The following is a 25,418-nucleotide window of genomic DNA, read 5'->3' as shown; positions in this document are numbered from 1 at the left end:
AGCGGAGCTAGCTCGCGATCAGCGCGGGCTGTCAGGTAGAGCGCCATCGCGAGCAAGCGCCCTCCTCCAACAAAAAAGCCCCCGTCACCGCTAAGGTGACGAGGGCTTCTGCTGTCGCGCCAGCTTACATCTCGATCTGCGTACCCAGCTCGATCACGCGGTTCACCGGCAGCTTGAAGAAGCGCAGGTTGCCGTTGGCGTTCTTGAGCATGAAGGCGAACAGCGTCTCGCGCCAGCGTGCCATGCCGACGATCTTGGAGGTGATGACCGTCTCGCGGCTGAGGAAGTAGGTAGTGCGCATCGGGCTGAAGTCCAGCTCGTCGAGATGGCACAGTTTCAGCGCTTCAGGCACGTCCGGCTCGTCGGTGAAACCGAAGTGCAGGATCACCCGGAAGAAGCCTTCGCCATAGGAATCCACCTCGAAGCGCCGTTGCGTCGGCACCCGTGGAATATCTTCATAGACCACGGTCAGCAGCACCACTTGCTCGTGCAGCACCTGGTTATGCAGCAGGTTGTGCAACAGCGCATGGGGCACGGCGTCGGAGCGCGCAGTGAGGAACACCGCGGTGCCCTGGACCCGATGCGGTGGCTGCACACGGATGCTGTTGATAAAGATCGGCAGCGGCAACGCGCCCTCGCCGAGGCGGTCCATCAACAGTTCCTTGCCGCGTTTCCAGGTGGTCATCAGGGCGAACAGCACAATCCCCGCCAACACCGGGAAAGCACCGCCCTGGAAGATCTTCGGTACGTTGGCGGCGAAGAACAGCCCGTCCACCAGCAGGAAACCCAGCAGGATCGGCACCGTCAGCACCGGCGACCATTTCCACAGCAACAGCATCACCGCCGACACCAGGATGCTGGTGATCAGCATGGTCCCGGTCACCGCCACGCCGTAGGCCGAAGCCAGTGCGCCGGAAGACTCGAAGCCCAGCACCAGGAGGATCACCCCGACCATCAGCGCCCAGTTCACCGCGCCAATGTAGATCTGCCCCTGCTCCGCGCTGGAGGTGTGCTGGATGTACATGCGCGGGATATAACCCAGCTGGATCGCCTGGCGGGTCAGGGAGAACGCGCCGGAGATCACCGCCTGGGAGGCGATCACGGTAGCCAGGGTCGCCAGGACCACCAGCGGGATCAGGGCCCAGCTCGGCGCCAGCAGATAGAACGGGTTACGTGCCGCTTCCGGGCTCTCCAGGAGCAAGGCGCCCTGGCCGAAATAGTTGAGCACCAGCGCCGGCAGCACCAGGGCGAACCAGGCGCGAGCGATCGGCTTGCGCCCGAAGTGGCCCATGTCGGCGTACAGCGCTTCGGCACCAGTCAATGCCAGCACTACCGCGCCGAGAATGGCCACGCCCATGCCCGGATGCACGATGAAGAACCGCACGCCCCAGACCGGGTTCAGCGCCTGCAGCACTTCCGGATGCTGGGCGATGCCGTAGATCCCCAGCCCGCCCAGGGTCACGAACCACAGGACCATCACCGGCCCGAACAGCTTGCCGATGCGATCGGTACCGTGTTTCTGGATCAGAAACAGCGCCACCAGCACGATCAGCGCCATAGGTACGACCCAGTGCTCGAGCCCGTCGAAGGCAATCTCCAGCCCCTCCACCGCCGACAATACGGAAATCGCCGGGGTGATCATGCTGTCGCCGTAGAACAAGGCCGCGCCGATCAGGCCCAGGATGACCAGGACCACCCGCAGCCTCGGATAGGGCGTCGACGCCCGCCGGGCCAGGGCGGTCAAGGCCATGATGCCGCCCTCGCCCTGGTTGTCGGCCCGCAGGATGAACAACACGTATTTGATCGAGACCACCCAGACCAGCGACCAGAAGATCAATGCAAGAATGCCGAATACACCGTCGTGGTTGACCGGGACCCCGTAATGCCCCGCGAATACCTCCTTCAAGGTATAAAGCGGGCTGGTCCCGATGTCGCCATAAACCACCCCGACCGCCGCCACCAGCATCCCCAGGGGCCTGGCCCTGGAATGCTCGCCGCCTACCGCCTGACTACTTGCCTGACCCATCCACCACTCCTACTACCCAGATCGGGGCTTCTTATAAAAGGCATGACATTCAAGACAACGCCAAGCTTGCAAGACTCTCGTGAATGCCAATGCAGCATGCGCCCTTTTACTTACAGTTACAGACGTTCTGTTGACTATAAGAATTCACCTGGGCGCAACGGCGCGAAGCATAGCGCAGCACTCGTCGTATTTCCCTGCATAAAGCTGGTCAAGTGCGTCGGCCATCGCTAGAATTGCGCACTTTTTGATCAGAGGCGCCCCTAGCGCCCGTTCGTCGCCAGCGGTTTTATCCAGATCGCCGAGCGGCCCGACACCTATACCGAGGTTAGACATGTCCACCCCTACCGCGCCAGCCAACCCCAAGGTCGGCTTCGTTTCCCTGGGTTGCCCGAAAGCGCTGGTCGATTCCGAGCGCATCCTCACGCAACTGCGTATGGAAGGTTATGACGTGGTGTCCACCTACCAGGACGCCGACGTCGTGGTGGTCAACACCTGCGGTTTCATCGACTCGGCCAAGGCCGAATCCCTGGAAGTGATCGGCGAAGCCATCAAGGAAAACGGCAAGGTCATCGTCACCGGCTGCATGGGCGTGGAAGAAGGCAATATCCGCGACGTGCATCCGAGCGTGCTGGCCGTGACCGGCCCGCAGCAGTACGAGCAAGTGGTCAGCGCGGTGCACGAAGTGGTGCCGCCGAAACAGGATCACAACCCGCTGATCGACCTGGTGCCGCCACAAGGCATCAAGCTGACGCCGCGCCACTACGCGTACCTGAAGATTTCCGAAGGCTGCAACCACAGCTGCAGCTTCTGCATCATCCCGTCGATGCGCGGCAAGCTGGTCAGCCGCCCGGTGGGCGATGTGCTGGACGAGGCCCAGCGCCTGGTCAAGTCCGGGGTCAAGGAACTGCTGGTGATCTCGCAGGACACCAGCGCCTACGGCGTCGACGTCAAGTACCGCACCGGTTTCTGGAACGGCGCGCCGGTGAAAACCCGCATGACCGAGCTGTGCGAAGCCCTCAGCACCCTGGGCGTCTGGGTCCGTCTGCACTACGTCTACCCGTACCCGCACGTGGACGAGCTGATCCCGCTGATGGCCGCCGGCAAGATCCTGCCGTACCTGGACATCCCGTTCCAGCACGCCAGCCCGAAAGTGCTCAAGGCCATGAAACGCCCGGCCTTCGAAGACAAGACCCTGGCCCGGATCAAGAACTGGCGCCAGATCTGCCCCGAGCTGATCATCCGCTCGACCTTCATCGTCGGCTTCCCCGGCGAAACCGAAGAAGACTTCCAATACCTGCTCGACTGGCTGACCGAAGCCCAGCTCGACCGCGTCGGCTGCTTCCAGTACTCGCCGGTGGAAGGCGCGCCGGCCAACGACCTGGACCTGGAAGTGGTCCCGGACGAGGTCAAGCAGGACCGTTGGGAGCGCTTCATGGCGCACCAGCAGGCAATCAGCTCGGCGCGCCTGCAACAGCGCATCGGCAAGGAAATCGAAGTGCTGATCGATGAAGTCGACGAACAGGGCGCCGTGGGCCGCTGCTTCTTCGACGCCCCGGAAATCGACGGCAACGTGTTCATCGACGGTGCCGGCGACCTCAAACCAGGCGACAAGGTCTGGTGCCGGGTGACCGACGCCGACGAATACGACCTCTGGGCCGAAGTCCTGTAAGGCGTAAAAAACCGCACAGCCCCGCTCTCTTCGCGAGATGCGGGGCTTTTTTACGTCTATCGTTTGCTCAGGACCACGGATGCGTCACCACAAAGGAGCAGGCGGCATGCGCCATCATTCGGTCATCCACACCCCGAAACACAGCGACTACCCGGAACTGGCCCGGGTCTGGGAAGACTCGGTGCGCGCCACCCACGACTTCCTGCCGGACAGCTACATCGAACTGCTGAGAAACCTGGTGCTGAACCGTTATCTGGATGCGGTGATGCTGATCTGCACCCGGGACCAGCGCCAGCACATCACCGGCTTCGCCGGGGTCGCCGCCGGCAAGATCGAGATGCTCTTCATCGATCCCGCCCATCGCGGCCAGGGCCTGGGCAAGCAATTGCTCAGGTACGCCATCGAACACCTGAACGCCGACGAACTCGACGTCAACGAGCAGAATCCGCAAGCCCTGGGCTTCTACTTCAAGCAGGGCTTCGAGGTCATCGGTCGCTCCGAGCACGACGGCATGGGCCAGCCCTATCCGCTGCTGCACATGCGTTTGAAACAGCCCCAGCAGCAAGCGCTGCGCGGCTAAAAGCCACAGCGGGCAAATGGACCCGCGATTAACCGGCGCCGGGCAGGTACAATGCCTGCCCCCTTTTGCTACGGCCCCTGTCATGACTGACCCGATTCGTCTCTCCAAACGCCTCATCGAACTCGTCGGCTGCTCCCGCCGGGAGGCTGAGCTGTTCATCGAGGGCGGCTGGGTCACCGTGGATGGCGAGGTCATCGACGAGCCGCAGTTCAAGGTCGACACCCAGAAAGTCGAGCTCGACCCGCAGGCCAAGGCCACCGCGCCGGAGCCGGTGACCCTGCTGCTGAACGTACCGGCCGGCCAGGACGTCGACAGCGCCATGCAGTCGCTGAGCGCCGCCAGCCTGTCCGAGGAACACCGCTTCGGCAAACGGCCGCTCAAGGGCCACTTCCTGCGCCTGACCGCCAGCGCCGATCTGCAAGCCAATGCCAGCGGCCTGCTGGTGTTCACCCAGGACTGGAAGATCCTGCGCAAGCTGACCGCCGATGCGGCCAAGATCGAGCAGGAGTACGTGGTCGAGGTGGAAGGCGAGATGGTCGCCCACGGCCTCAATCGCCTGAACCACGGCCTGACTTACAAGGGCCGGGAACTGCCGCCGGTCAAGGCCAGCTGGCAGAACGAAAACCGCCTGCGCTTCGCCATGAAGAACCCGCAACCGGGCGTAATCGCCCAGCTCTGCGAAGCGGTAGGCCTGAAGGTGATCGCCATTCGCCGCATCCGTATCGGTGGGGTTTCCATCGGCAAGGTGCCGGTCGGGCAATGGCGCTACCTGTCCGCCAAAGAGAAATTCTAGGCCGACACCCATTCAGACGCCGCGCGTGCATGCGGCGCTCAACGTGAACAGACCAGGACTGTAGACATGATTCATAACGATGTACTGCGCAGCGTGCGCTACATGCTCGACATCAGCGACAAGAAGGTCGTCGAGATCATCAAGCTCACCGGCTTTGACGTGAGCCTGGACGACATAGTCGGCTACCTGAAAAAGGACGAGGAAGAAGGTTTCGTGCATTGCCCGGACGAGGTCATGGCGCACTTTCTCGACGGCCTGGTGATCTTCAAGCGAGGCAAGGACGAAAGCCGTCCGCCGCTGCCGATCGAACTGCCAGTGACCAACAACATCATCCTGAAGAAGCTGCGGGTCGCCTTCGAGCTGAAGGAAGACGACATGCACGCCATCCTCAAGGCCGCCGATTTCCCGGTGTCCAAGCCCGAGCTGAGCGCGCTGTTCCGCAAGTTCGGCCACACCAACTACCGCCCGTGCGGCGACCAGTTGCTGCGCAACTTCCTCAAGGGCCTGACCCTGCGCGTCAGGGCTTAAGACAGCTACAAGCTGCAAGTTCAAAGCTTGTAGCTCGAAGCTTGCAACTTGAGGCTTGCAAAATGACCTACAGCGTTTCCCCCATCGGCTTCGTGCGCTCCTGCTTCAAGGAAAAGTTCGCCATCCCGCGCCAGCCGCAACTGGCCCCGGCGGCCCGTGGCGTGCTGGAGCTGGTGGCGCCCTTCGACCAGGGCGACGCGGTGCAGGGCCTGGAACAGGTCAGCCACGTCTGGCTGCTGTTCCTGTTTCACCAGGCGCTGGAAGACAAACCGCGGCTCAAGGTCCGCCCGCCGCGCCTGGGTGGCAACAAGTCCATAGGCGTCTTCGCCACCCGCGCCACCCACCGCCCCAATGGCATTGGCCAGTCGGTGGTCAAGCTGGACAAGGTCGAGGCCAATCGCCTGTGGATCTCCGGCATCGACCTGCTGGACGGCACGCCGATTCTCGATATCAAGCCCTACGTGCCTTACGCCGACATCATCGACAGCGCAAGCAACAGCATCGCCAGCGCGGCGCCGCAGCTGATCCCGGTGCAGTGGAGCGACAACGCCCTGCAACAGGCTCATACGCACGCTCAACGCCTGCAGGAGCCGCTGGTGGAGCTGATCGAGCAATGTTTGGCCCAGGACCCACGCCCGGCCTACCAGACGCCCCCCCCGGAACGCGAATACGGCGCGCAGTTCTGGGATCTGGACGTGCGCTGGCACTACCCGCAGCCGGGCCTGATCCAGGTCCTGGAAGTGGTCCCCGCACGCTGACCGGCAACCGGAAACGAAAAAGCCCGCGCTGCCTTCTCAGGCAACGCGGGCTTTTTCTGTGCTGCGAGTCGCTTACTTCTCGACGAAAGCGCGCTCGATCAGGTAGTCACCCGGCTCGCGCATGCGTGGCGAAACGGTCAGGCCGAAGCTGTTGAGCACTTCGCTGGTCTCGTCGAGCATGCTCGGGCTGCCGCACAGCATGGCGCGGTCGTCCTGCGGGTTGATCGGCGGCAGGCCGATGTCGCTGAACAGCTTGCCGCTGCGCATCAGGTCGGTCAGGCGGCCTTCGTTCTCAAATGGCTCACGGGTCACGGTCGGGTAGTAGATCAGTTTTTCACGCAGCGCTTCGCCGAAGAACTCGTTCTGCGGCAGGTGCTCGGTGATGAACTCGCGGTAGGCGACTTCGTTGACGTAACGCACGCCGTGGCACAGGATCACTTTCTCGAAACGCTCGTAGGTTTCCGGATCCTGGATGACGCTCATGAACGGCGCCAGGCCGGTGCCGGTGCTGAGCAGGTACAGGTGCTTGCCAGGCTTCAGGTCGTCCAGTACCAGGGTACCGGTAGGCTTCTTGCTGATGATGATCTCGTCGCCTTCCTTCAAATGCTGCAGCTGGGAAGTCAGCGGGCCATCGGGAACCTTGATGCTGAAGAACTCGAGATGCTCTTCCCAGTTCGGGCTGGCAATCGAGTAAGCGCGCATAAGCGGGCGGCCATTGGGCTGTTGCAGGCCGATCATCACGAACTGACCGTTCTCGAAGCGCAGGCCCGGATCGCGGGTGCACTTGAAGCTGAACAGAGTGTCGTTCCAGTGATGAACACTGAGGACACGCTCGTGGTTCATGTTGCTCATGTACGGGGGACTCCTGGAAAGTTGTCGGCGCCTGCTCTGCGACAAGCGAGCCGAGCGCAATTGCACAGCATTCTAATGGCGGCGACAATATCTGTTAACTGGATTATTAAGATAAGGGTTATCGGTTATATCGATATGCGATTTACTCTCCGTCAACTGCAAGTATTCGTCGCCGTCGCCCAGCAAGAGAGCGTTTCTCGTGCTGCCGGCCTGCTGGCCCTTTCCCAATCCGCAGCAAGCACTTCAATCACCGAACTGGAACGGCAATCCAGTTGCCAGTTGTTCGATCGCGCCGGCAAGCGCCTGAGCCTCAACGCCCTGGGCAAACAGCTGCTGCCCCAGGCAGTGGCGTTGCTGGACCAGGCCAAGGAAATCGAAGACCTGCTCAACGGCAAATCCGGCTTCGGCTCGTTGTCGGTGGGCGCGACCCTGACCATCGGCAACTACCTGGCGACCCTGTTGATCGGCAGCTTCATGCAGGTCCACCCGGAGAGCCAGGTCAAACTGCACGTGCAGAACACTGCGCATATCGTGCAACAGGTCGCCCACTACGAAATTGACCTGGGTCTAATCGAAGGCGACTGCAGCCATCCGGACATCGAAGTACAAACCTGGGTCGAGGATGAGCTGGTGGTGTTCTGCGCCCCGCAGCACCCCTTGGCCAAACGCGGCCATGCGAGCATGGAGGAGCTGACCCACGAAGCCTGGATTCTGCGGGAACAGGGCTCGGGCACGCGCCTGACCTTCGATCAGGCCATGCGTCATCACCGCAGCGCGCTGAATATCCGGCTCGAACTGGAACACACCGAAGCGATCAAGCGCGCGGTGGAGTCGGGGTTGGGGATTGGCTGCATTTCCAGGCTGGCGCTGCGCGACGCCTTCCGGCGTGGCAGCCTGGTGCCGGTAGAGACGCCGGACCTGGACCTGGCCCGGCAGTTCTATTTCATCTGGCATAAACAGAAATATCAGACCTCGGCGATGCGCGAGTTCCTCGAACTCTGCCGCGCCTTTACCGCCGGGGTGCAGCGCAGCGACGAGATCGTGCTGCCGAGCATTCCCTAGGGTCTTGTGCGAAAAGTCGGCGAGCGAAGGTCAGGCAAGGCAAAAACAGGCGAGGAACGGCCAGGGTCGCGTTCGACTTTAGGGGCCTACATGAGCATTGCGAGCCTGTTTTTAACGCAGCATGGCCGAGTGCAGCCACTTTTCGTACAGACCTAGATCAGGATGACTGCCCAGACCACAGTGATCATGCTCAAGGCTACGAGTTGCGCGGCGCTGCCCATGTCCTTGGCATTTTTCGACAGTGGATGGCGATCCAGGGAGATGCGGTCGATCGCCGCCTCGACCGCCGAATTGAGCAGTTCGACAATCAGCGCCAGCAGGCAGACAGCAATCAGCAACGCCCGCTCGACCCGGCTGACATTCAGCAGGAAAGACACCGGGATCAGAATCGCGTTGAGCAGCACCAGCTGACGAAACGCAGCTTCGCCGGTGAAGGCGGCCCGCAGGCCATCGAAGGAGTATCCCGAGGCATTGAGGATGCGTTTAAGACCGGTTTGACCTTTGAAAGGCGACATAAATAGGCAACTAGAACAATAAGGAATGGGCAAGCTAGTTCAACAAAAGTCAAAAAAGCGTGAAGAAAGAGCCAGTTACTGGCTGGAAATTGACTCAAGTTGTTGCAGGAGCAGCGCCGCCTGGGTGCGGGTCCGCACCCCCAGCTTACGGAAGATTGCCGTCACATGGGCCTTGATGGTGGCTTCCGAAACGCTCAGTTCATAAGCGATCTGCTTATTCAGCAAACCCTCGCAGACCATGGTCAGCACACGGAACTGTTGTGGCGTCAGGCTCGCCAGGCCTTCGCTGGCCGCCTTGGCCTCGGCGGAGACGCTGACCTCTTCGAAGGCCTGTGGCGGCCACCAGACATCGCCGTCAAGCACGCTGCGTACGGCCTGTTGAATGACTTCGAGAGAACTGGACTTGGGAATAAAACCGCTGGCGCCAAATTCGCGTGAACGCACCATCACCGATGCTTCTTCCTGTGCTGACACCATCACCACCGGAATCTGCGGGTACTGACCGCGCAACAGCACCAGGCCGGAAAAGCCGTAAGCGCCAGGCATGTTCAGGTCCAGTAGCACCAGGTCCCAATCGGCCTTTTCGGTCAGGCGGGCTTCCAGTTCGGCAATGCTCGCCACTTCCACCAGACGGACATCCGGGCCGAGGCCCAGGGTCACCGCTTGATGCAGTGCGCTACGAAAGAGGGGGTGGTCATCGGCAATCAGGATTTCGTATGTGGCCATTTTTCAAATGATCCTGTTTTTTATGGGAGCACCGATGCATTCGGTCCTCGCCAAGGCAACACAGGTGCCAGCCAGAATGCTGCACCCAAAGAGCACGATCAACGCCAAGAGCCCGGAAATGCAGCGTTTCAAAGATCGGTCGCGCCCTAATCGGCGCCAAGCATGCCCAGCGAAGCCGGGGTGGTCAAGCTTCGGGCTGTGCGGCATCTTAGCTTGCTAACTAATAACAGTGCCATCATGCAAAGCCACGCCCGCGCGGCTGCGCCTCGATGCTGAGCGGGATGCTGGTGGCGCAGCTCTGGCCGAAAAAACTCCAGTCCCTTGCCTCAGGTATTACAGAAAAGGCTTGAGGCGCGTGTGCGTCTCATCATCGGGATCGATCTCAAGCTGGAACTTGGCCGACAGATAATGGGTGCTGAACACATCCAGATAAGCATCCAGCACTTCGCCGGCCTGCCGGTCCGCGGCCAACTCCAGGCACAGCGCCGCAACCTCCGCGGTACAGAAATGGTCATCGCGCTTGGAACGCCGCAGCTTGTAGCGCGACAACTGCTCGGGCTCCAGGCTCAATACCGGCAAGTGTTCAAGATAAGGACTCTTGCGAAACATCTTGCGCGCTTCGCTCCAGGTCGCATCCAGCAGGATAAACAGCGGGCGCTTGCCCGCCTCCAGGCGGACTTCGTTCACCACCCGCTGTGGCGCGACAAACTCTCCGGGGAACACCACATAAGGCTGCCACTGGGGATCGGCCAGCAAGGCCAGCAATTGTGGGTCGACTTCTGTTCGCGACCAGGGGAACGCCATGGTGTCTTCTATGACATCGGCGATCAGCCAGCCGGTATTGCTCGGCTTCATGGGTTCGACGTCATGCATGATCAGGCACATCGCCGACTGCGCGGAAACCTTGGGGCGCCAGGCGCACATGCAGTGGCTGGGAATCACCCGACAGCCCGCACAGCGTTCCGCCCGGGAACCTCGTGCAGCAAAAGGTCTGACGGCACGCGCAAGACGTTGGGCACGCAGCCGGGATACGGCATGACTCATTAGAAGCCGCCCTGGCAGAAAGAAGGAATCGACACGAAAAGAACTCGGAAAGCTGAAAATTCGCACAAGTTTATCAGAGCTCTCTGCTCAAACCTGTACCACCTACCCTCGCTCCCCTATAATTCGCCGCCACTGAACGCACAGTCGCGTGACTGGTCGAAGCATCAGTCACTGAACCAGGAGAGTTTCATGTTGCGCTTTATCGTTCCCACCGCCGCCCTTCTGCTGGCCTTGCCGTTCAGTGCCCAGGCTGCATCGCTGCAAGACTTCGAACTGAACAAGACCCTGCAGAAAACCGCCGAGGAAAGTAACGTCGGCACGCCTCGGGAAGTCAACGAGAACATCCTCGACCAGGGTTATACCGTTGAAGGCAAGGAGCTGATCAACCACCTCAGCGTCCAGGCCGAACACGCCGAAAAAATGCGCGCCAACCCCAAGGCGGTCTACCTGCAACTGGGCGCCAGCGTTTGTCGTGACCCGAACTACCGCAAGCTGATGGCCAAGGGCGCGATCATGCGCTACGAATTCACCGAGAACCGCACCAACCGCCCGGTCGCCTCGGCGCGCTTCCAGGAGTCGGACTGCCCGGCCCCGGCGAAGAAGAAAAAGTAATTCAGTGCCCCGCTGCGTGCCGCTGTTGATCATCGGCCCGCAGCTCCGCCAACAGGGCCTGCAAATAGCTCGAACGGCGTTCCCCACCTTCAAGCCGGCGTCGGCATTCCTCTTCAAGAGTCAGATGATTGGCGTCTGCCGCTGACTTCAGCAGTTGATACAGCTGCGCATCTATTTCCAGTACGACTTTGTGCATGACCAGCCTCCGTGCCCACTCGCCATTACCTGCGCGACAACCCCGACCTGTGCATCCTGCCCTTTGACGCCAAGCTGTCTTGCTAGCGCTGTAACTTAGTAAATCAGAACCTCCACCGGTCGGCATGCGTTCAGACAGGCGGTGAAAACGCTGCACGCCACCGCTAATAAGTGATTGCCAGCCCCGACTTTCAAGGCCCATGATCAAGTCAGCGCGAATCATCATGAAGGTCTAGATTTCAAAGTGTTCATGCTGAATTTTCCTGGGTGGATCCGGAGGCCGCCCAAGCGCGTCTTGCAGTGCACATGCTTTCTAAATCAAGGAATAGCAGAACCTGTATGGATGGCCTGCTGGCCACGTCAGGGTTTTTCCACCCTGGCGAATCAGCCGCCAAAGCCGGGCTGACAGCGACACATGCAGTGTCGTGATACCAACGAATGCTTCGTTCGTGTCAAAGGTTCTGTGCAGAAGGAGAAGTTGAATGCCTTACGAACCGAATGACCTCCTCAGTCGTCATTTTCAGAGCAACGGTATCGACCTCAGCAAGGTCGAAGAACAACTCAACCTGATCGCCCCCAACAGCCCCAACATTCCTCTTTATCGCGACATGATTCTCACCGTCCTGCGCATGGCCCAGGACGATCTCAACCGCTGGAACGCGAAAATCACCCTGCAGGCCCTGCGCGAACTGGAACATGCTTTTCGCGTGCTGGAACAGTTCAAGGGGCGACGCAAGGTGACGGTATTCGGCTCCGCGCGCACGCCGATCGAGCATCCGCTGTATGGCCTGGCGCGAGAACTCGGCGCGGCCCTGGCTCGCTCCGACCTGATGGTCATCACGGGCGCCGGTGGCGGCATCATGGCCGCGGCCCACGAAGGTGCCGGTCGCGATCACAGCCTGGGGTTCAATATCACCCTGCCCTTCGAGCAGCATGCGAACCCAACGGTGGACGGCACCGAGAACCTGCTGTCCTTCCACTTCTTCTTTACCCGCAAGCTGTTCTTCGTCAAGGAAGCCGATGCCCTGGTGTTATGCCCGGGTGGCTTTGGCACGCTTGATGAGGCGCTGGAAGTACTGACCCTGATCCAGACCGGCAAGAGCCCGCTGGTACCGGTGGTGCTGCTGGATGTTCCGGGAGGAACCTTCTGGCAAGGGGCGCTGGACTTTATCCACAACCAGCTCGAGAACAACCGCTACATCCTGCCAACCGACATGAAGCTGATGCGCCTGGCGCATAACACCGAGGAGGCGGTGGAGGAAATCAACCAGTTCTACAGCAACTTCCACTCCAGTCGCTGGCTGAAACATCAGTTTGTCATTCGCATGAATCACAAGCTCAGCGAACCGGCGCTCGAGCAGATGCAGACGGCTTTCGCCGACCTGTGCCTGAGCGATCGCTTCCATCAACATGCTTACAACGTGGAAGAGCACAACGAACCGGAGTTCAGCCATCTGGCACGCCTGTCGTTCACCTTCAACGCCCGCGACAATGGTCGCCTGCGCGAACTGATCGACTTCATCAACCTGCCGGAAAACTGGGCGATGAATCAGGCCAGGACGCCACAACGCAATAGAGAACCGATCAAGGTCACTTGAGCGGAGAAGCAGCGGCCCGCGCATTCGACTCGCGGGCCCTACAGGTCAATCGTCCACCCTTCGGCCGCTCAACAAGCGGCCGATCATGTCCATCGAATATCCCCGATACCCCAGAAAGCGGCCTTGTTTGGCACGCTCCTTGGCATCTATCGGGAAATGCCCGGCAAACTTGCGCCGCCAGACATCCTCCAGTTGTGCTTGCCAGTCGATGCCGCTCTCACGCAAGGCGAGTTCGATATCGGCACGCTGCAAACCGCGCTGGCTGAGTTCTTCGCGAATACGCATGGGGCCGTAGCCGGAACGGGCACGATAAGAAACGAAACTTTCGAGATAGCGGGATTCGGATAGCAGTCCCTCTTCCGTCAAACGGTCAAGGGCTGTTTCGATCATCTCGGGAGAGGCACCGCGCTGACGCAGTTTACGCGTCAGCTCGACTCGACCGTGCTCGCGTCGCGCGAGCAGGTCCATTGCGGTTCGCCGCACCGCGACGAGGGTATCGAGTACGGCGGTCATCGGATCGATCAGATATCCGCGTCGGCCATGTCATCGATGGTCTCGTTGACCGGCGAAGCTTTGACATCTGCGGTCGGAGCCAGCAGCTTGTCGCGAATCTGCTTCTCGAGGGCGTTACCGATTTCCGGGTTGTCCTGCAGGAACTTGGCCGAGTTGGCCTTGCCCTGACCAATCTTGTTGCCCTGGTAGCTGTACCAGGCACCGGACTTCTCGAGGAAACCGTGCAGCACGCCCAGATCGATGATCTCGCCGTTCAGGTAGATACCCTTGCCGTACAGGATCTGGAATTCAGCCTGGCGGAACGGTGGAGCCACCTTGTTCTTGACGATCTTGACCCGGGTTTCGCTACCGACGACTTCGTCACCTTCCTTCACCGCACCAGTACGACGGATATCCAGACGAACCGAAGCGTAGAACTTCAGTGCGTTACCACCGGTGGTGGTTTCCGGGCTGCCGAACATCACGCCGATTTTCATACGGATCTGGTTGATGAAGATCACCAGGCAGTTGGCGTTCTTGATGTTGCCGGTGATCTTGCGCAGCGCCTGGGACATCAGGCGGGCCTGCAGGCCCACGTGCATGTCGCCCATCTCGCCTTCGATCTCGGCCTTGGGCACCAGTGCCGCCACGGAGTCGATCACGATCACGTCGATGGCATTGGAGCGCACCAGCATGTCGGTGATTTCCAGCGCCTGTTCACCGGTATCCGGCTGAGAAACCAGCAGGTCGTCAACGTTGACCCCCAGCTTGCCGGCATATTCCGGGTCCAGTGCGTGCTCGGCGTCGACGAAGGCGCAAGTGGCGCCCATCTTCTGTGCCTGGGCAATCACGGACAGGGTCAGGGTGGTTTTACCGGACGATTCCGGACCGTAGATTTCAACAATACGGCCCTTTGGCAGGCCGCCGATGCCGAGTGCGATGTCCAGACCCAGAGAGCCAGTGGAAATGGCCGGGATCGCCTGGCGGTCGTGATCGCCCATACGCATTACGGCACCCTTGCCGAATTGACGTTCGATCTGACCCAGGGCCGCAGCCAAGGCTTTCTTCTTGTTGTCGTCCATTAAAGTCCTCACGTAATCAATAAGGCCTGACGGCCAACACCTGTATAAGTAGCCAGTATTATTCCACAGCGTTCGTGGATCGCCTACCCCTGTTTTGAGATTTCTGCCGCGGCATGTTGCAGCAAGCCCTCTAGCGCGGCCTTCACCGTTTGTCGGCGGACGTCGTCCCGATTCCCGGCAAAGTGTCGGCACTCGGCCGTTACCGCCTCTCCCACGCCCCAGGCCAGCCATACGGTGCCCACCGGTTTCTGCGGCGAGCCGCCGTCCGGGCCGGCCACGCCGCTGACCGCCACGGCAAAACGCGCCCTGCTTTTGCCCTGCGCACCCCGCACCATCGCCTCGACCACCTCGCGGCTGACCGCGCCGACGGAAGCGAACAGCGCTTCCGGCACCGCCAGCTGTTGGGTCTTCTGCCGATTGGAGTAGGTCACATAACCCGCTTCGAACCAGGCCGAACTCCCGGGAATGCGGGTGATGGCCTCGGCAATCCCGCCCCCGGTACAGGATTCGGCGGTGGTGACGTGGGTATTCAGAATCTGCAGGCGCCTGCCAAGTTCAGCGGCAAGCTGGGTGATTTCGTTCACGGTCCTCTCCTGATCGGGTTGGCGGAGGTCTTACCGTACACGAGCGATACGCGCTTGCAAGGCACGGAGCGGATCAAAATGTTTAGCGGTTCAAAGCCCTGACGTAGGCCTGGCACGCCTGCAGGGCGATCAGTCCCTGGTCGCCGGCATCGGTGATACCGATAATTCGTTGAGCATGCGCCGGGTCAAGTCGGGCTCGCGGGGCTCCATGAACCACGCAGCCGGTGGCGGGGGTGGCAGGCACCGGGCAGCCGTCGGCGCTGTCATCGGCGGCGAGGAGGACTGACAGGCGCAGATCAGCAGTGGCAAGACGGTCGCGCAGGCGACCTTGATCACGTTGTGCATCGTTCAAGGCTCGGTAATGGGTTTGGTCGCTGGCTTGCAACTGTTGCTCCAGGGCCAGGCGTTTGTCCTGCTCGTCCCGCTGCCGGGCAGCGGCCGCCAGGTTCAGCTGACTCAGCGCTTCGCCGTGCAGCCTGGCCTGCTCCGCCAGTTGCCGGCCAAAACGCCACTCCTGAACCTGCCAGGCCAACGCCCCCGCGACGCCGGCCACCACGGCCAGCAGCACGACAACAGCCATTGCCCGGGAAGACAGGGGCATCAGGCCGAAGGCTGGCATAACACCTCCCGCGCCCGCGCCCAGAGCTGCAGACGATCCTCCAGGCCGTTCAAGCCGCCGTTGATACGACGGGTGATGCTGTTGAACTGGTCGCGGTCGGCCAGTTCGTTAAGACCGTTCTGCTGCCAGAACCAGGCGGCCGACTCGGCGGCCCACTGCGGCTGTTCCAACAATTCGGGCAACGCCAGCAAACGCTCGTCACCGAACAGCCCAAGGCTGCATTGCCGGTAGTTGTTGCGACCGGTGACCTGGATCAGACCGCGGCCACGGTATTTCTGGCCGTCGCCATCGGCCTCCGGGGTATTGCCCAGACGGGCCGCCAGGCTGCCGGTGTCGTATTTGCTCAGGTACTGGTCATTACCCAGCTCCCGCACATAACGCAACTGCCCCGACTCATGACCGACCTGCGCGAGGAAGGCGGCCATGCGTTTGGGCGTGTTGATATGGCGGTTCAGCATGGCGGTGTTAAGCGCAGAAACAAAAACGCCCGCTTGGGAGCGGGCGTTGGGCATGATGCGTTGAATCATTTCAAGGGTGACGGGCATTTCACTCCACCTCCTCTGTATCGAAGACGCTCAGAACAGACAGGGTCATTTATGCTCCTGCAGAACAGGTTCAAGCCAACCCGGCTCGATAGGCCGATACTCGGCGTTCGGAAAGTCGGCGGCCGAAGGCCAATCCCGCAATCCCTGTCGATAGGCCAGCAGCTCCTTGAACTGCTCGGCACTCAGCGTCGTACCTTCGCCCATGTCCATTTCTTCGTTATCACGAATAACCAGCCACTGAGTGGACTCCAGCATCTTGCTGCGCCAGGCCCTTTCAATCGCCTCGGCTTTCCGCGCAGAAGCGTCTGCAGTCGATACAGCAAGAGCAGAAATCAAACCGATGCTGAGGGACGGTCTTGCGACAATAGAAGGAAAACTCGAGGACTCCGGCCAGCTACGCAAAGCCCGACGGTAGGCTTGTAAGTTCTCATAGTCAGCAATTGATATCGTTGTATCGATCCCAGCCTCCAGCTCATCGCGATGCCTTGCGACGATGCCATCGGTTTGTAGCAGCTGCGAATCACGCCAGACACGCTCAGCCCCATCCGACTCAGTATTAATCGTGATCGGTTGTGGCTCTCCGCCATAACTCAGCCATTGCAAGTAGGCAGCCCAATCGCGATTGGCCAAGTCTTCTGGAATAAAAACTGAATCGGCAAGGCGATAGACCCCATTAGCGGTCAGTTGATAACTCATATGGTTTCCCCCCTATAGTTCGGCATCAGCCGTTGCGTGGATGTAATAGGTCTGAGGTGCCACTGCCACATCCGAGTTGTACACCCAGGCTCCTCGGGTAGAGACTGAATAGGGACGCGCATTGCCGGACGAAACTGCATCGGTGCCAGAGCGCCACTGACCAACAGTTCCGGTCTGCGAGGTCCTGTACAGGGTAATACTGGGAGTCGTTCTTTTTTCTACCTTGAAAGACCACTGTGCCAAGGGTTGGGAAGCCGAGCCCACCTGTCCCTCGATGACGATTGATATGAGAGCCCCCGTAAGAGAGCTTGATGTATCGCCTGGCTGAATGTCCTGCCTGAGTGTTTTCTCGTAATAACGTTGACACAGTATCAACTCATCGGCGGGAGTTCTAAACTCAAAAGGCGTTGAAACTGCGCCTTCTTCAAGTTGAATTTGCGCCAGGTCGATTGTTTGCAAGACATTCAACGGCAAATCGAAGGCCAACCTAAGAGAGTCGTTCTCCGCGCCACCCAGGACTTTGCCTGCAATCGATGGAATCTTCACAGTCGCTGTATAACGCGCCCATGTACTGGTTAACTTGAACGTCCCCACAGTCGTGACCACAGACTCCGAACCACCGCCAAAAGACTGAGTCACCGTCACCGTTATGTTTCTCTCCGCATCCGCTTTTGCCCAGAAAGTCACAGTTGCCAGCTTTCCGGCCAGGGTTCTAACAGACTCAACATACTGTGAAATCTTATGTGTATTTGCCCCAGCACCGGCTGTGACTTGCTGCCAACGTAGAAAAAATCGTGGCTCATTGGGAACTTCTGTTTGTCCCAAAGTAAAGCTCTGACGCGAAATATTGACTCCAGCATTGCCATTCCAGTCACAACGAAACCGGTCTGCAACATACCCTCCAATATTGGTCCCCTGGTTAGCAGGCCCGCGCTGCCAGATATCGAAGTTCCCATTAATCACATGGTTCTTTCGATAGACCTGAACCGGAAATGCTTGCAACGGATCCAGCTTGGCAAGCTCTTTGATGGCCAGCGTCAGTTGATTGTTCTGATCCTCCACAGGAGAAATTCCTGCCGCATCGATTGCATTAACAATCTCTTGGGTGACCGCATTCCCCCAACTCGCTGGGATTAGAGACCCTGGCGTTCCAGCGATCGGGTTTTCATCGACAAACTTTCCATTTACCAAGCCAGCACTCGGCACACTCTTTGGGTAGTCCACTGTCTAGCCCTCACATATAAAGAATAAAAAACTTCAACATTCAGAAACTGTCCAATACCGAACGACAAGCTCAATCAGAATCGGACACTTTCACCGTTTTTCTGACTCGTGTCCTTTTCGCTGCAACACCCGTAGCACCGGAAGTCATTCTCAGCACTGGTCGATTCGCGGCGGCAGGAAACTTTCGAGACTTTGGCCAACTGCGCAAATCACAGCGATAGGCTTGCAAGGCGTTGTAATCGGCATCGGACAAGGTGGTGGCGGTTTGCGACTCCAGTTCATCGCGGTGCCGGGCGACCAGCCCGTCGCTCTTGAGCAACTCCGAGTCACGCCAGACGCGTTCAATTGAAATCAATTGTTCAGGCGAGGGACCGGCAGGGTCGACAAGAATAGGCGCGCCGTTGTCATTGGCCACAATCCGCTTGCCCACGCCCTGTCCGGCAAAGAGTTCGGCATATTCAGCCTGGCTGATTTCAACCGCACCTTCTGGCGGAACCTCGTTCGCAGAGGTGACAACATCGAAACCGAGGGTTTTCGCAAAGAAATAAATCTTCATGGTTATCGCCCCCACACAACTATGCGCCCGGTTATACCCGCGGCCACTCTAATGGTCCCAACTTCGACCGATCTGACACGGGCAACAGCGGTTGAAGTATTTGATGCACTCAAATCAAACGACCAGACCGTAACGTTCGCACCGCCCCAACCTGCGGGATAGCCTTCGTCAGCAATACCTCCCAATATTGCATTGGGAAACTTTATGGGTAATGACAGGGACATAACGCCATTGGCGTCAGACCCACCTAACACCCACTGTTCAATCAAACCGCTCGGATATTTTTGATAACCCGCTGTCGAAAGCTGAGCCCCATACAGTGCTGAGTATTTAAGACTGGCCGTACCATAAAGGGTCCAAACACCTGATTCCCGAACCAGATTCGCACTTTCACCACTACTCATCACAATGGAGTTCAGAAAATTCCCTTGTGGACTGATTTGCGCCCCACTCTTGCTGGCAATGGTAACCACTGCACTACTACGGCAATGCAAGCTGATTGTCGCACCACTTGGAACAGTCGAAACATCCGGCAGTGTGACGGTATAACCGGTGGTCCCACCCAGGCCGATCGAACAACCGACATCGGCAATGGTCAGTTGCGTGCTTTCCGATATTCCTCGAGCGTTGGAGTAATTACCCAGCGCGCGCTGTACAAACTCTGGAGTAGCAACCGAGCGACTCACGTCAAAACGAGGAGGTGTAGAAAAGAGCGTTGGACTGCGTAATGCACCCAGCAGTTGATCATTCGCCCCCTCGTCCGGCGTCATACCCGCCGCCTGAACTACGCCGAGAATTTCCTGGGTAACGCTATTCCCCCAACTTGCTGGAATAAGCGAACCAGGCGTGCCGGCCAGCGGGTCTTCATCAACAAACCTTCCATTCACCAGCCCTACACTGGGCACACTCTTTGGATAATCCAATGTCGTACTCCTGATAATAAATTCTGTTGGCCCACCTGCGGACCAGAGCCATACAGCGGCCAACTGCGCGCAAAAAAAAACGCCCGCTTGAAGCGGACGTTTTTATTGATGAGCGCGATGCAGATAAATACGGCGCTGATCTATTTGAAATAAACGCAGCACTCGATCAATCAGCTATCTGAAAAAAACTCACTGACCACTCTGGAATCGGCGGACGGGCGGTCATCTCGGGAAAGCTATCGGAGGCGGGCCAATCGCGCAGTGCCTGGCGATACTCGAGCAACTCCAGATACTGGTTCGCCGTCAGCGTCGTGCCCCGTCCCAGCTCCTGTTCATCACGATGGCGGGTTACCAGCCATTGGCTGTCCGTCAACACGGACTGGCGCCATTTGCGCGCCTGGTCCGGAGCATCCTCGTCAGTCGCCTTGCCCCGTACTTCGGAAGCAAACGCCACTGCTGCCACCACGGGGGAAAGCGGCGCAACCTGTTCGGGAAGGTGGATCGGCTTCCCCAGCTCAACCTCGACACCCTCAGGGACAGCGACCATCGAACTGAGAAAATCCGCGGCAAACAGCTGGGAAATCATGAAGCCACCGGTCTCGATCAGCTCGACGACAACGTCGTCTTCAACTCGTGCATAGAGGGCCATTATTCGTACTCCCAGATTTCACAAAAGGCATTGCCGCCAGAGCCGCTCACATACGAAGTAGATGGATTGCTCGAGCAGCTGCCGCTGCCGCCGGAACCTCGCTGTCCCGCATTGCCATTGCCATTCACCCCGTTGAAGGGCCCGCCGCCATCGAATGGACTGGCAGCCCCCCATCCGGAAAGCAGGCCCCAATTGGGATTACTCATCGCATAACCACCCGTTGCACCACGCGCATTGGCAAGGTTGCCACCCGTTACGACTTGGCCACCCATGCCGCCCTGGACAAATCCAGGGGTGTTCGACACGAAGGTCAGAATCTGCCCCCCTCCTCCCCCTGCAGCGCTCATGAGGTTGCCAAACGACGCTGCGCCTCCCGCGGCCCCAGCACTGGTTCGAGCGGCCCCACCAGCGCCCAATGTGACGGGTACACCCGCCAACATTTCCGGAGTCACGTCGTAGAGGCTTTCCGCATAGGCACCAGCCCCTCCGCCACCGCCCAGGCTTTGATAAGTAGCCGCTACCGGCGGACAACCGGCACCTGAGCCTCCCGCGCCGACCAGGCGGACCCGAATCCGCCTGGCCTTGGGGTTGGGGCGATAGACCGTGACGCCAACGGTGTCGAACTGCTTCACCGCCAACAGGCGTCCGCTAGCATCTGTGATGCCATATCCACTCAAGGTGGTTGGAGTGTTCTTCAGTTTGGTGAAGTCGACCAGTGCGGCAATCGCCAGCGCCAACTGATCGTTTTTCGCTTCCTCCGGCGCCAGGCCGGCAGCCTTGATGACATTGAGGATTTCTTGCGTCACCCCGTTGCCCCAGGCAGCGGGAATCAGCGATCCCGGTGTGCCCGACAGAGGATTCTCATCAACAAACCAGCCGTTGACCAAGCCAACGCTGGGTACACTTTTCGGATAATCCATATCATTGCCCTGCGATCTCCCTTGCTCAGGGAGCTCTGTGCGAAAAGCCGCCCACTTTGCAGTGAGCGCCATAGCATGTTCACGAAAGACAGGCCCGACAGAGACCTGATCAGTCGCTGGCAACCTTGCGAATCGCCTCGATCGCTGCCTCACATAGGTCTTTCGCAGCCTCCTGCTTATCCTTGCTGGCCTGAGCCCGGATGCGCTCTTTTGCCTGCAATCGCAGCGTGCGAAGTGCGAGCAGCTTGCTGCTGAGCTCGGCCGCCTTGTCGAGAATCTGGTCGGCCGCTTCCCTGGCGGTACGGCCTTTCACCACCCAGGCGCTTACCGCGAGAGGCACTGCTTTTTTCGGGTAGCCGGCCTCCTTGAACGCCTGGGCGTCGCTGGCGGCCTGGGCATACTCCATGGCACGCAGCGGGTCACCGCCGAGCATCTGCCGGGCAGTGTCAGCCTCTGCGTCCACTCGCCGGCAAAGTTGCTCCGCCTCCTGTTCGGCGATGATCGCGGCCTTCAGGGAGTCCAGCGACCACTGGCTACCGTCCCAGTAATGAGCAGCGGAGGGTGGAGGTCCATCGACCCGAGTCAGTTCGCCATCCAGTACGAAATGCAGTGCCTCCTTCTGCTTCCATTGCTCGGCCGTCACCGGCAGGACGCTGTTGCCCTCGTCTGTCGCCGCGTAGGCCAGTACTTCAGTGTCCTGCCACTCGATGACCACCCCGGACGCAAGGCAGTAAAGAACTTGCTTACTCATATGCTCACCACTCAATGATCATCAGACCAGGAGCACCGCGCCCCCCCGAGACGGCCAAGGCACCAGACACATACCAACCTCCCGCGCCGCTGCCGCCAGCGCCGAAGCCGTAGGCATCCCGTGCCGCGTACCCTCCCGATGTTCCATATCGACAGGCACTGCCACCGCCACCGAATGGCCCGCTTGCGCCAGCCCCCGACAATCCCGCCGTCACCTGGGCCTGAGAGTCAGTAGCATCGCCACCGGCAGGAAATCCCTCTCCCCCTCTTGGACCAGCCACACGGTCCACGGGAAGATTTGCCCCCGAATTGCCTGCGCCTCCGCCACTCAGCACCAGCAAAGCGCCTCCAACCCCCACAAGCGTGTTTCCTCCGCTTGTCGGGTTGCTGACTCCGCTGACGCCACCCACACCCGCCGCTCCAATCGTGATAGGGATCACTTGGCCAGGAGCGACGGTGACGGGTACCTTGATGGCCGGCTGGCCTGCCCCGCCGCCGCTGCCACCGGATGCGGATCCGGTGGTTCCAGCTGGACATGAACCTCCCCCGCCCCCACCCGCACACCCACTCAGCCAGATCTTCGTCACGCCCTCTGGCACGGTGAAGCTGCCATTGGCGGTGAAGCGCTGAATGCCGAGCCCTGCGCTCTTGCGGCTGATGCTGCGGATCGCGCTCAGCAGTTGCGTCAGGTTCGCCTCGCTGGGCGTCAGGTCGGCCGCCGTGATCACGGCCAGCAGTTCCTGGGTCACCCCATTGCCCCAGTCCGCCGGAATCAGCGATCCGGGAGTGCCGGTCAGCGGGTTCTCATCGACGAACCTGCCGTTGACCAACCCGGCACTGGGCACACTCTTCGGATAATCCATCGGTCTATCCCCTAGTCATAATTGATATGCACCCGCGTATGGGCCGGCGCGCTGCGGTGGATCTGGCATTCCAGGGCCGAGCCCGGGTTCATGCCGAAACGTTCGCCCCAGTAACTCGCGCCAAAGCGGCGGCCCAGGAGCAGTCGTCCACCGGTATTGAGCGTCCACATGAATTGCGCCTGCCAGGTGCCGAAATGCGCTTCACCAAACCGCGCGCGGCCCATGCGGGGGGCTTCGTGCTCGGTGATGGTGGCGTTCGGATAACCCTGGCTGCGGGCGATCTCGACGTAGTAGGCGAGCGCCTGGCTGCCGACAGCCAGCAGCCGCCGGCGCACGGCCAGGCGGCGGTCGTCGAACAGTGGGGTCGCACCCAGGCAGGGGTCGGGCAGGTTCATCACCCGCTCCCAATCCGGTACCAGCTCGCTGGCGCCCGCCGGGTCCATTTCGTTGAGCAGGTCGGCGGCGCGGGCGTCGAGGCGGGCCAGTTCCTGGGACACGCCTTCCAGCACCTCCTCAAGCTCCGGCACCCGCTCCGGGTCCCAGGCCGGGCCGCTGGGCAGCAGGCTGCGCAGCTGGCTCTGGTATTGCGCGGCGGTTCTTACTCCAGCCATACGCAACCTCCGAACGTCAGCAACTGGTTACTGGCGGCGGGAACATCCGCGGCCGGCGCGCTGAGCCGGTGATCGTTCTCGCCGGCGGCACTGCTGATGGCCTCGCGGATATGGCTGATCAACAAGGTGTCGCCCAGGCCGGCCTCGCGGTTGTGCAGGTCGCGCAACTGGGCCTCGACCGCCGCGCGCACCGCGCTGGTGTCCGGCGACAAGCGCAGGCTGTAGGTCACGGGCGACTGCTGCGGCGCCAGCACATGCAACTCGGCCGTCACCGGACGCAAGGGTTCGATGTAGGTCTTTACCTCCGCCAGTTGCTCGGCATTCGGGATCGGTTGCGCATCGTCGTCGCGCATCACGAACAGGCCCACGGTGCCTGGCCCCAGGTAGCTGCCACGACACCACGCCCGGGTAATCCCCGGGCACTCCAGCGCCCAGGTCTCATAGTCCTGGGCCGAGCCGCCGTGGGGGATGATGCGGTAGGAGCGGATCACCCGGGCACGCAGCGATTCCAGGCTTTCCGCGGCGACGCCGCCGCTCAGGCCGGGAGCGAGCACGGTGAAGCTGTTGCCGATGCCCTGGATCGGTTGCACCGGGATCAGGTTCAGGCCGGCCTCGGCATTGCCCAGGGTGCCGGCGTCGAGGGCCTGGACGGTAGTGCTGTTGCTGCCGGCGCTGGTGGTGCGGGCGGCGGTGACTTTATAGGTGCGGCCGTCACTGGCCTGCAGCAAGGTATCGACGTCCAGCACCGCGCCTGCCGCCGCCGTGAAGCTCACCGAACCGCTGGCCGCCTGGGCGGCCTTGCGCGGCTGGTTGAGGCGCAGCGCGGCGATGCGTTCCAGGGTCGACTCGTCGGCCTTGTCCGGCAGGATCTGATCGGCGATCCAGTCCAGGTAGCCGTAAAGGCCATAGGCGGCGCCACCGAGGGCGCGGGCCAGCACTTGCGCATCGGACTGGCGCAGCGCATCGCTGGCCAGGTCGCTTTGGGTGCGCTTGATCAGCACCGGCAGCGAAGGGGTATCAAAGGGCATAGGTCACCTGCCAACTGTTATCGGGGTTGATGTCCAGGCGTTCACCGTTGGCCAGGACCAGCGTCGTGCGCAGGTTCAGGCGCTGGTCGTCGAGACGTTCGCTGATGATCTCGACCGCGCTGCAATGGCCATCGTCGATCAGCCATTGCAGGGCTTCGCGGGCATAGAACTCGGCGTCGAGCTGGGTCTGGCGGGTCAGCTTGACCCGCCGCAGCAGCCACAGACGCGAGCCGATGCGGTCGTCGGCCACGGTGGGAAAGCTGTCGCCCCACCAGCCGAAACGCTCCTCGTCGTCCAGCGGGTCGTCGTCCGCCGCGCGACGCCAGGTGAACAGGCTGATCAGCACGGAACGGGTCAGTGCGCGGTGCAGGTCTTGGCTGATAAACATCATTGGCCTCCCGCCGGCGCGCCGGTCTGCCCGCTACCCGACTGCACGCCGCCATGCACGTGCTTGATCTGGCTGATGCCGCCAGCGACCTGGTCGCCCTGGGAGACGATCTTGCCGGTCTGGGTCAGGGTCGGGGTGTCGATATGCACCGCGCTGCTGGCGCGGATATTGAGGGTGGCGGTCTCGATGTCGATGATCCGCCCACGCTTGAAATGAATCTTGTCGCCCTCGTCGGTGTAGATCGCCACTTCGCCGGGGGCCAGGGCCTTGAGGCGAAAACGGCGGTCGGCGACCACCAGCACGATGGCATGGGAGCGATCGCCGCCGAGAAAGGTGGCGATGCCTTCGGCGCCGGCCAGCGGGTTGCTGGTGAAGCCGTAGGGTTCGAAGTGCTCCATGTCGTCGTTCACTTCGCCGGCGGTCAGGCGCATTTGCAGCGATTGCAGTTTGTTGGCCGAGTTGGCGAGCACGACGGTGCCGCGCGCCAACAGGCGTGTCAGTAGGCTCATGGTTTTTTCCTTGCCCCTTGT

General features: G+C 60.6%; 31 protein-coding genes. 8 read left to right on the top strand and 23 right to left on the bottom strand.

Annotated elements, in window-relative coordinates:
* Nucleotides 1-124 precede the first annotated feature (124 nt).
* Entirely contained in the window at nucleotides 125-2,026 is a 1,902-nt protein-coding gene (locus PMI20_RS09570; protein WP_007923923.1) for a potassium transporter Kup, read from the bottom strand.
* A gap of 331 nt (nucleotides 2,027-2,357) precedes the next feature.
* On the opposite strand from PMI20_RS09570, the gene rimO reads away from it, so the two are divergent.
* From rimO to tsaA, 5 genes are all read left to right on the top strand, one after another.
* Complete coding sequence (gene rimO / locus PMI20_RS09565) at nucleotides 2,358-3,695, top strand: 30S ribosomal protein S12 methylthiotransferase RimO (RefSeq protein WP_007923924.1); 1,338 nt, start codon at nucleotides 2,358-2,360, stop codon at nucleotides 3,693-3,695.
* A 106-nt stretch (nucleotides 3,696-3,801) separates the two neighbouring features.
* Nucleotides 3,802-4,275 carry a GNAT family N-acetyltransferase gene (locus tag PMI20_RS09560; RefSeq protein WP_007923925.1) on the top strand — a complete coding sequence of 158 codons (474 nt, stop codon included), beginning with the start codon at nucleotides 3,802-3,804 and terminating at the stop codon, nucleotides 4,273-4,275.
* 82 nt (nucleotides 4,276-4,357) lie between these two features.
* On the top strand, nucleotides 4,358-5,068 hold the full coding sequence (locus PMI20_RS09555; RefSeq protein ID WP_007923926.1) for an rRNA pseudouridine synthase: 711 nt from the start codon (nucleotides 4,358-4,360) through the stop codon (nucleotides 5,066-5,068).
* A 66-nt stretch (nucleotides 5,069-5,134) separates the two neighbouring features.
* Nucleotides 5,135-5,596 (top strand): YehS family protein, encoded by a 462-nt coding sequence (locus PMI20_RS09550; protein WP_007923927.1) that lies wholly within the window; start codon nucleotides 5,135-5,137, stop codon nucleotides 5,594-5,596.
* Between the two features lie 62 nt (nucleotides 5,597-5,658).
* A complete protein-coding gene (gene tsaA / locus PMI20_RS09545; RefSeq protein ID WP_007923928.1) occupies nucleotides 5,659-6,354 on the top strand; it encodes a tRNA (N6-threonylcarbamoyladenosine(37)-N6)-methyltransferase TrmO in 696 nt (231 codons plus the stop codon).
* Nucleotides 6,355-6,426: 72 nt separating this feature from the next.
* On the opposite strand, the gene fpr is transcribed toward tsaA, so the two are convergent.
* Entirely contained in the window at nucleotides 6,427-7,206 is a 780-nt protein-coding gene (gene fpr, locus PMI20_RS09540; RefSeq protein WP_007923929.1) for a ferredoxin-NADP reductase, read from the bottom strand.
* A gap of 135 nt (nucleotides 7,207-7,341) precedes the next feature.
* Here fpr and PMI20_RS09535 point away from each other — a divergent pair, with 135 nt between their 5' ends.
* On the top strand, nucleotides 7,342-8,268 hold the full coding sequence (locus PMI20_RS09535) for a LysR family transcriptional regulator (protein ID WP_007923931.1): 927 nt from the start codon (nucleotides 7,342-7,344) through the stop codon (nucleotides 8,266-8,268).
* 152 nt (nucleotides 8,269-8,420) lie between these two features.
* Here PMI20_RS09535 and PMI20_RS09530 read toward each other — a convergent pair whose 3' ends face one another.
* The 3 genes from PMI20_RS09530 to PMI20_RS09520 all read right to left on the bottom strand — a co-directional run bounded on the left by PMI20_RS09530 (nucleotide 8,421) and on the right by PMI20_RS09520 (nucleotide 10,553).
* Nucleotides 8,421-8,783, bottom strand: coding sequence for a diacylglycerol kinase (locus PMI20_RS09530; RefSeq protein WP_007923932.1), 363 nt, complete (start codon nucleotides 8,781-8,783; stop codon nucleotides 8,421-8,423).
* 75 nt (nucleotides 8,784-8,858) lie between these two features.
* Nucleotides 8,859-9,509 carry a response regulator transcription factor ErdR gene (gene erdR, locus PMI20_RS09525; RefSeq protein ID WP_007923933.1) on the bottom strand — a complete coding sequence of 217 codons (651 nt, stop codon included), beginning with the start codon at nucleotides 9,507-9,509 and terminating at the stop codon, nucleotides 8,859-8,861.
* A gap of 333 nt (nucleotides 9,510-9,842) precedes the next feature.
* On the bottom strand, nucleotides 9,843-10,553 hold the full coding sequence (locus PMI20_RS09520) for a tRNA-uridine aminocarboxypropyltransferase (RefSeq protein ID WP_007923935.1): 711 nt from the start codon (nucleotides 10,551-10,553) through the stop codon (nucleotides 9,843-9,845).
* A 189-nt stretch (nucleotides 10,554-10,742) separates the two neighbouring features.
* Between PMI20_RS09520 and PMI20_RS09515 the strand changes: the two genes are divergently transcribed.
* On the top strand, nucleotides 10,743-11,165 hold the full coding sequence (locus PMI20_RS09515) for a PA3611 family quorum-sensing-regulated virulence factor (protein WP_007923938.1): 423 nt from the start codon (nucleotides 10,743-10,745) through the stop codon (nucleotides 11,163-11,165).
* A gap of 1 nt (nucleotide 11,166) precedes the next feature.
* Here the strand turns inward: PMI20_RS09515 and PMI20_RS09510 are convergent, their stop codons facing one another.
* The gene (locus PMI20_RS09510) at nucleotides 11,167-11,361 is read right to left on the bottom strand and encodes a hypothetical protein (protein ID WP_007923939.1); all 195 of its coding nucleotides are present in this window, start codon (nucleotides 11,359-11,361) and stop codon (nucleotides 11,167-11,169) included.
* Between the two features lie 481 nt (nucleotides 11,362-11,842).
* Between PMI20_RS09510 and PMI20_RS09505 the strand changes: the two genes are divergently transcribed.
* Nucleotides 11,843-12,958 (top strand): LOG family protein, encoded by a 1,116-nt coding sequence (locus PMI20_RS09505; protein ID WP_007923940.1) that lies wholly within the window; start codon nucleotides 11,843-11,845, stop codon nucleotides 12,956-12,958.
* A 45-nt stretch (nucleotides 12,959-13,003) separates the two neighbouring features.
* Here PMI20_RS09505 and recX read toward each other — a convergent pair whose 3' ends face one another.
* The 17 genes from recX to PMI20_RS09415 all read right to left on the bottom strand — a co-directional run bounded on the left by recX (nucleotide 13,004) and on the right by PMI20_RS09415 (nucleotide 25,397).
* On the bottom strand, nucleotides 13,004-13,471 hold the full coding sequence (gene recX, locus PMI20_RS09500) for a recombination regulator RecX (RefSeq protein ID WP_007923941.1): 468 nt from the start codon (nucleotides 13,469-13,471) through the stop codon (nucleotides 13,004-13,006).
* Between the two features lie 8 nt (nucleotides 13,472-13,479).
* A complete protein-coding gene (gene recA / locus PMI20_RS09495; protein WP_007923942.1) occupies nucleotides 13,480-14,532 on the bottom strand; it encodes a recombinase RecA in 1,053 nt (350 codons plus the stop codon).
* An 83-nt stretch (nucleotides 14,533-14,615) separates the two neighbouring features.
* Complete coding sequence (locus PMI20_RS09490) at nucleotides 14,616-15,116, bottom strand: CinA family protein (protein ID WP_007923943.1); 501 nt, start codon at nucleotides 15,114-15,116, stop codon at nucleotides 14,616-14,618.
* An 82-nt stretch (nucleotides 15,117-15,198) separates the two neighbouring features.
* Nucleotides 15,199-15,735: a lysis system spanin subunit gene (locus tag PMI20_RS09485; RefSeq protein ID WP_007923944.1), complete on the bottom strand. Its 537-nt coding sequence runs from the start codon at nucleotides 15,733-15,735 to the stop codon at nucleotides 15,199-15,201.
* A complete protein-coding gene (locus tag PMI20_RS09480; protein WP_007923947.1) occupies nucleotides 15,717-16,280 on the bottom strand; it encodes a glycoside hydrolase family 19 protein in 564 nt (187 codons plus the stop codon). Before PMI20_RS09480 ends, PMI20_RS09485 begins: the two co-directional genes overlap by 19 nt.
* A gap of 45 nt (nucleotides 16,281-16,325) precedes the next feature.
* Complete coding sequence (locus PMI20_RS30930; RefSeq protein WP_007923951.1) at nucleotides 16,326-16,976, bottom strand: phage tail assembly chaperone; 651 nt, start codon at nucleotides 16,974-16,976, stop codon at nucleotides 16,326-16,328.
* A 12-nt stretch (nucleotides 16,977-16,988) separates the two neighbouring features.
* Nucleotides 16,989-18,200, bottom strand: coding sequence for a hypothetical protein (locus PMI20_RS09465; protein ID WP_007923953.1), 1,212 nt, complete (start codon nucleotides 18,198-18,200; stop codon nucleotides 16,989-16,991).
* Nucleotides 18,201-18,270: 70 nt separating this feature from the next.
* Nucleotides 18,271-18,756: a tail fiber assembly protein gene (locus tag PMI20_RS09460; RefSeq protein WP_157173144.1), complete on the bottom strand. Its 486-nt coding sequence runs from the start codon at nucleotides 18,754-18,756 to the stop codon at nucleotides 18,271-18,273.
* Between the two features lie 2 nt (nucleotides 18,757-18,758).
* Complete coding sequence (locus PMI20_RS09455) at nucleotides 18,759-19,679, bottom strand: gp53-like domain-containing protein (protein WP_007923954.1); 921 nt, start codon at nucleotides 19,677-19,679, stop codon at nucleotides 18,759-18,761.
* A gap of 166 nt (nucleotides 19,680-19,845) precedes the next feature.
* On the bottom strand, nucleotides 19,846-20,328 hold the full coding sequence (locus tag PMI20_RS09450) for a tail fiber assembly protein (RefSeq protein ID WP_007923955.1): 483 nt from the start codon (nucleotides 20,326-20,328) through the stop codon (nucleotides 19,846-19,848).
* The gene (locus PMI20_RS09445; RefSeq protein ID WP_007923956.1) at nucleotides 20,328-21,248 is read right to left on the bottom strand and encodes a glycine-rich domain-containing protein; all 921 of its coding nucleotides are present in this window, start codon (nucleotides 21,246-21,248) and stop codon (nucleotides 20,328-20,330) included. Before PMI20_RS09445 ends, PMI20_RS09450 begins: the two co-directional genes overlap by 1 nt.
* Before the next feature lie 109 nt (nucleotides 21,249-21,357).
* Nucleotides 21,358-21,999: a hypothetical protein gene (locus tag PMI20_RS09440; protein WP_007923957.1), complete on the bottom strand. Its 642-nt coding sequence runs from the start codon at nucleotides 21,997-21,999 to the stop codon at nucleotides 21,358-21,360.
* A 4-nt stretch (nucleotides 22,000-22,003) separates the two neighbouring features.
* On the bottom strand, nucleotides 22,004-22,861 hold the full coding sequence (locus PMI20_RS09435; RefSeq protein WP_007923958.1) for a glycine-rich domain-containing protein: 858 nt from the start codon (nucleotides 22,859-22,861) through the stop codon (nucleotides 22,004-22,006).
* Between the two features lie 11 nt (nucleotides 22,862-22,872).
* Nucleotides 22,873-23,472 carry a YmfQ family protein gene (locus PMI20_RS09430; RefSeq protein ID WP_007923959.1) on the bottom strand — a complete coding sequence of 200 codons (600 nt, stop codon included), beginning with the start codon at nucleotides 23,470-23,472 and terminating at the stop codon, nucleotides 22,873-22,875.
* On the bottom strand, nucleotides 23,460-24,500 hold the full coding sequence (locus PMI20_RS09425; RefSeq protein ID WP_007923960.1) for a baseplate J/gp47 family protein: 1,041 nt from the start codon (nucleotides 24,498-24,500) through the stop codon (nucleotides 23,460-23,462). The genes PMI20_RS09430 and PMI20_RS09425 overlap by 13 nt, the downstream gene beginning before the upstream one ends.
* Nucleotides 24,490-24,888, bottom strand: coding sequence for a phage GP46 family protein (locus PMI20_RS09420; RefSeq protein WP_007923962.1), 399 nt, complete (start codon nucleotides 24,886-24,888; stop codon nucleotides 24,490-24,492). The genes PMI20_RS09425 and PMI20_RS09420 overlap by 11 nt, the downstream gene beginning before the upstream one ends.
* Nucleotides 24,888-25,397 (bottom strand): phage baseplate assembly protein V, encoded by a 510-nt coding sequence (locus PMI20_RS09415; protein ID WP_007923965.1) that lies wholly within the window; start codon nucleotides 25,395-25,397, stop codon nucleotides 24,888-24,890. Before PMI20_RS09415 ends, PMI20_RS09420 begins: the two co-directional genes overlap by 1 nt.
* Nucleotides 25,398-25,418: the final 21 nt, after the last annotated feature.

It is taken from the genome of Pseudomonas sp. GM17 (assembly GCF_000282175.2).
In the GTDB taxonomy this organism is placed as follows: Bacteria; Pseudomonadota; Gammaproteobacteria; order Pseudomonadales; family Pseudomonadaceae; genus Aquipseudomonas; species Aquipseudomonas chlororaphis.
Note: the sequence above shows the minus strand (reverse complement) of the source record. Positions and strands in the feature narration are given on the sequence as shown.